General features: G+C 30.6%; 7 protein-coding genes. All 7 read left to right on the plus strand.

The window, feature by feature from the left end:
• On the plus strand, positions 1–727 hold a 727-nt coding region (locus tag RMN92_RS06465; RefSeq protein ID WP_309608649.1), incomplete at its 5' end, for a DUF2339 domain-containing protein.
• A complete protein-coding gene (locus RMN92_RS06470; protein ID WP_309608650.1) occupies positions 714–1,934 on the plus strand; it encodes a hypothetical protein in 1,221 nt (406 codons plus the stop codon). The genes RMN92_RS06465 and RMN92_RS06470, both read left to right, overlap by 14 nt.
• Before the next feature lie 10 nt (positions 1,935–1,944).
• A complete protein-coding gene (locus RMN92_RS06475) occupies positions 1,945–2,160 on the plus strand; it encodes a hypothetical protein (RefSeq protein ID WP_309608651.1) in 216 nt (71 codons plus the stop codon).
• Positions 2,153–2,500, plus strand: coding sequence for a hypothetical protein (locus tag RMN92_RS06480; protein WP_309608652.1), 348 nt, complete (start codon positions 2,153–2,155; stop codon positions 2,498–2,500). The genes RMN92_RS06475 and RMN92_RS06480 overlap by 8 nt, the downstream gene beginning before the upstream one ends.
• 51 nt (positions 2,501–2,551) lie before the next feature.
• Complete coding sequence (gene udk / locus RMN92_RS06485) at positions 2,552–3,160, plus strand: uridine kinase (RefSeq protein WP_309608653.1); 609 nt, start codon at positions 2,552–2,554, stop codon at positions 3,158–3,160.
• Positions 3,161–3,303: 143 nt separating this feature from the next.
• On the plus strand, positions 3,304–3,630 hold the full coding sequence (locus RMN92_RS06490; RefSeq protein ID WP_309608654.1) for a septum formation initiator family protein: 327 nt from the start codon (positions 3,304–3,306) through the stop codon (positions 3,628–3,630).
• Positions 3,631–3,679: 49 nt separating this feature from the next.
• Positions 3,680–4,728: methylmalonyl-CoA mutase family protein (locus RMN92_RS06495; RefSeq protein ID WP_309608655.1), on the plus strand; the 1,049-nt coding region annotated here is incomplete at its 3' end.

The raw sequence follows: 4,728 nt of genomic DNA on the forward strand, positions 1-4,728 counted from the left end.
TGTATTTTCAAATGTAGCTTTTAGCGAACATCGGGAATATATTGCAAGTGGCGTTCCGCAAAGTATTGCATTTTATCTGCATTATATATCGCTTGTTATCACCATTTATTTTATGTACAGTTTACACAAAATGCACACCAATAAGTCAATTGGAGATTTCCTAGAAAAGAAATTTTTTGTGTGGCTTTTTGCCTTTTTCATTATATACATAGCAAGCACTGAAGTAATGCTACACGGATTGGTTATTGGCAACTCCCCAGTTAACTCAACCGATATTGCTGCTTACAACAAACAATATAATATTGCGTACGAAAATGCTACTGAATCAATGAACGATTACACAAAAGACAATATTGCTCGCGAAAAAATCGATTTGCTAAGAACTACCATCTGGAAAACCAGTTTCCCAGTTTTATGGGGGATTTTTGCCTTTGTTTTCTTGATTTTTGGAATTAAAAAACAAAATAAAACACTGCGAATTATTGCATTGACTTTGTTAGGATTAACCATTGTGAAATTATTCTTATTTGATATTAGCAATGTATCTGAAACTGGAAAAATTATTGCCTTTATATTGCTAGGAATATTGGTTTTAATTATTTCGTTTGTATACCAAAAAATAAAAGTTTTGGTTGTAGATGATAAAAAACCCGAGGAAGAAATCACAAGCAATATTGATTCAATTGACAACGAAAATAAAACCGATGAAACCAATGAAACTATATAATTTATTCTTTTTATTGTTATGTGCAAATATATCGTTTGCTCAAAATACAACTGCCAAAATTGAAAAAGTAAAAGCTGATGGTTTGCACAAAATTGTATTGCCAACCAATGTGCGTTCAGCTTCAAACGATGATTTGTCAGATTTCAGGATTTTGGATTCCAAAGGAAACGAAGTACCGTATTTTGTAAATAAAAATCTTGAGCCTATTTCAGACGCCAATTACAAAGAATATAAAATTATTTCTAGATCCGAAATTCCGAAAAAGCAATCTACATTGATATTTGAAAATTCAGACAAAACCATCAATCAAGTTGCTTTGACTATTGCCAATTATGAAGGTGAAAAAACGTTTACAATTTCTGGCAGCAATGATCAAAAAGAATGGTTCGGTATTTCAAACAACAATTATTTGTCAGATTTGAATGCATCAGATGCTACTTCTGTTTCTAAAACTATCAATTTTCCATTGACAAATTATAATTACATTAAAATAAATTTAGACGATAAAAAATCGCTGCCAATAAGAATAATTAGTATAGGAAATTTTAATTTTAAAACAATCGCCACTTCATTTTTACCAGTCAATTACAACAAAAAAACGATAACAGAATTAAAATCGGATAAGAAAACGCTACTTCATTTTGAGTTTGAAAAAGCCATAAATATTGAAAATATTAAATTTCAAATTTCAAATCCTAAATTATTCAAACGTTATGCTAAGATTTATAGGAATGAAACTCGAAAAGTAAAACATAAAACCGAAAACTATCAAGCCTTTATGGCAAATTTTGAGTTGAGTTCAGATTCCAAAAATACTTTTACTTTGGCAGGAATAAAAGAAAAAGACTTTTATATCGAAATAGAGAATCAAGACAATCAACCATTAACTATTGATAATATCCAATTCTTTCAATATCCTGTTTCAGTCATAGCAGATTTGAAAACCAACCAAAATTATACCATAAAAACTGGAAATTCAAATGCAACACTTCCCGTTTACGATATCGAAAATTTTAAAAACAATATTCCCAATAATTTACCAGCAGCTACAATTTCTGAAATAAAATTTGCCGAAAAAGCTGCAGAAAATAATTCACCAAAATCATTTTGGCAACAACCTTGGTTTATGTGGGTTTGCATCAGTTTGGGCGCCATTGCTATTTTATATTTTGCTTCCAGTTTGGTAAAAGATTTAAACAAAAAATAATTTACAGTATATGAAACAAGCCACACAACTCGCTTTTTATGGAGCAATAGCTATTCTTATTGAAAGAGTTATTTATTTGATAAATAATATTTTTGAATTTATCGCTTTCGACCCAAAAATTTATATCGTTTTAAATACAATCGAAGTCATGGGATTTTTTGCAATAGCAAATTTTTTCTATGTTTTATACCAAAAACAAAATAGTAAAAACAACAACAATGAGTAAAGAAATATACGATTTGCTCGAAATAAATCACGAAGAAAACAGATCCCAAGTTGCCATTAAACCTGAAAACTTTATCCAACATATATTCATTCATTTAGGAATTTTGTTTGGGCTTATTGGGTTGTGCTATTATCTTATAGAAATCGACAACAGTTCCAATAATGAAATTTTAATCGCTTTTATTTTTGCTATCTTATTTCTAGTATTTTTTGTGGTTTTAATCGTAGAAACCATTTATTACCAAGTCAAAAAGAAATTCAAACTTCGAAACGCGGCTTTATTTTCAATACTAATGTTTATTGTATCAATGACAGTTATATTATTTTCTTTAGGATTATAAAAAATCTTCTCATTAAATATTGCTATTTTTGCCAAAACAAATAACACAATTATGTTAATAATAGGCATTGCAGGCGGAACAGGATCAGGAAAAACAACTGTAGTTCATCAAATCATGAACGAACTTCCTGATGCAGAAGTAGGAATTATTTCGCAAGATTCCTATTATAAAGAAAGTCATAATTTGGCGTACGAAGAGAGAGCCTTAATTAATTTTGATCATCCTAGAGCTATAGATTTTGAGCTACTAGTACAACATCTCAAAGATTTAAAAGCTGGAAAAGTCATCGATCAACCTGTATATTCCTTCGTTACACACAACAGAACAGACGATACCATTTCGACACATCCACGCAAAGTAATGATAGTAGAAGGCATACTTATCTTAACAAATCCTGAGCTTCGCGACATGTTCGACGTCAAAATATTTGTTCACGCCGACTCAGACGAGCGATTAATTAGAAGACTAAAAAGAGATATTGCCGAACGTGGTCGTGATATGGAAGAAGTTTTAAATCGCTACCAAACCACACTAAAACCAATGCATCAGCAATTTATCGAACCCACAAAAGCATTCGCCGACATTATTATTCCAAACGATAAATTCAACACCGTTGCCATCGATGTAGTTCGAGCCGTAATAAATCAAAGAATATCATAAAAAATTAATATCTTTAAATTAAAAACAGATCATCCTGAGCTTGTCGAAGGAAGGAGCTATTTCCCGCTTTCACCTTTATCTTTTTGTTTTTAAAGAAAAAACAAAAAGGATATCGGCTCAATCGGGGCTAAAAACCCGCAGAAATGAACAACCCATTCCAAAACAAACCTTGGTATAAATTTATACTAAACAAATACATAGTCGTAACACTATTTTTTGTAGTTTGGATGCTATTTTTAGACAACTATTCCTATCTAGATCACAGATTATTAAATAAAGAAGTCAATGAATTGGAAGATAATAAAACCTACTATCAAGACGAAATAAAAAAGGATAAAAACCAAATCAAGAAGTTTAAAAATCCCGCTGAAATCGAAAAATATGCCCGCGAAAAATATTTCATGAAAAAAGACAACGAAGACATTTACATTATTGAATTTGAAGGAGATACAATTGAAAATAACAAATAACAAAAATCAAATCTCAATTAACAAAAACCAAATCACCGAATAAACCAAAATGAAAAACCTATTCAACGATTTCGAATCCATATCTTCCAAACAATGGAAACAGCAAATACAATTTGAACTCAAAGGTTTAGATTATAACGACACTTTGGTTTGGGAAAGCCCAGAAGGAATCAAAGTAAAACCATTTTATCACAAAGACGAAGACCAAAAAACCGTTTCCATAAATACAGAAGCTTCACAATTTAAAATCGTTCAAAATATATTTGTTTTCGATGTAGAAAAATCAATAAAAAAAGTAAAAAATTCCATTGCGCGTGGTGCAGAAAGCATACGTTTTACTATTCAAAAAGAAGATTTAGACATTACAAAATTACTTTCAGAAATAGATATTCAGAAAAATGCAGTTTATTTGAATTTAAAATTTCTTTCAGCCAATTTTCTTAAAAAAATCAACCAAATTGCACTTTCAAAAAATGGTATAATCCATATTCAAGTAGATCCAATTCACCAATTAATTACAGATGGAAACTGGTTTGAATCGGCAGAAAAAGACAACTTTGAAGTTTTAAATTCTGTATCAGCTGAATGCAAAAATATTTCATTCATTAATATAACTGCCAATATTTATCAAAATTCTGGAGCCAATATGGTGCAACAATTGGCTTACACATTGGCACACATAAACGAATATTTTAATCAAATAAAAGTAATAAATCAACCTATAACAATTGAAGTTTCGGTTGGCACCAATTATTTTTTCGAAATAGCAAAATTACGCGCATTGCGACTGATTTTTAATACTTTGGCAACAGAATACAATCACGAATTTGATTGTCATATCATTGCCACACCAACGAAACGCAACAAAACATTATACGATTATAACACCAATATGTTGCGCACCACTACCGAATGTATGAGTGCAGTTTTGGGTGGCGCAAATGCAATTTCAAATTTGGCTTACGATGCTATTTATCACAAAGACAATGAGTTTGGCGATAGAATATCTCGTAACCAATTACTAGTTCTCAAACACGAAAGCTATTTTGATGTTGTTAATAATCCAGCCGATGGAACTTATTATATCGAGAGTTTAAC

The organism is Flavobacterium sp. (assembly GCF_031363805.1).
Classification (GTDB): Bacteria; Bacteroidota; Bacteroidia; order Flavobacteriales; family Flavobacteriaceae; genus Flavobacterium.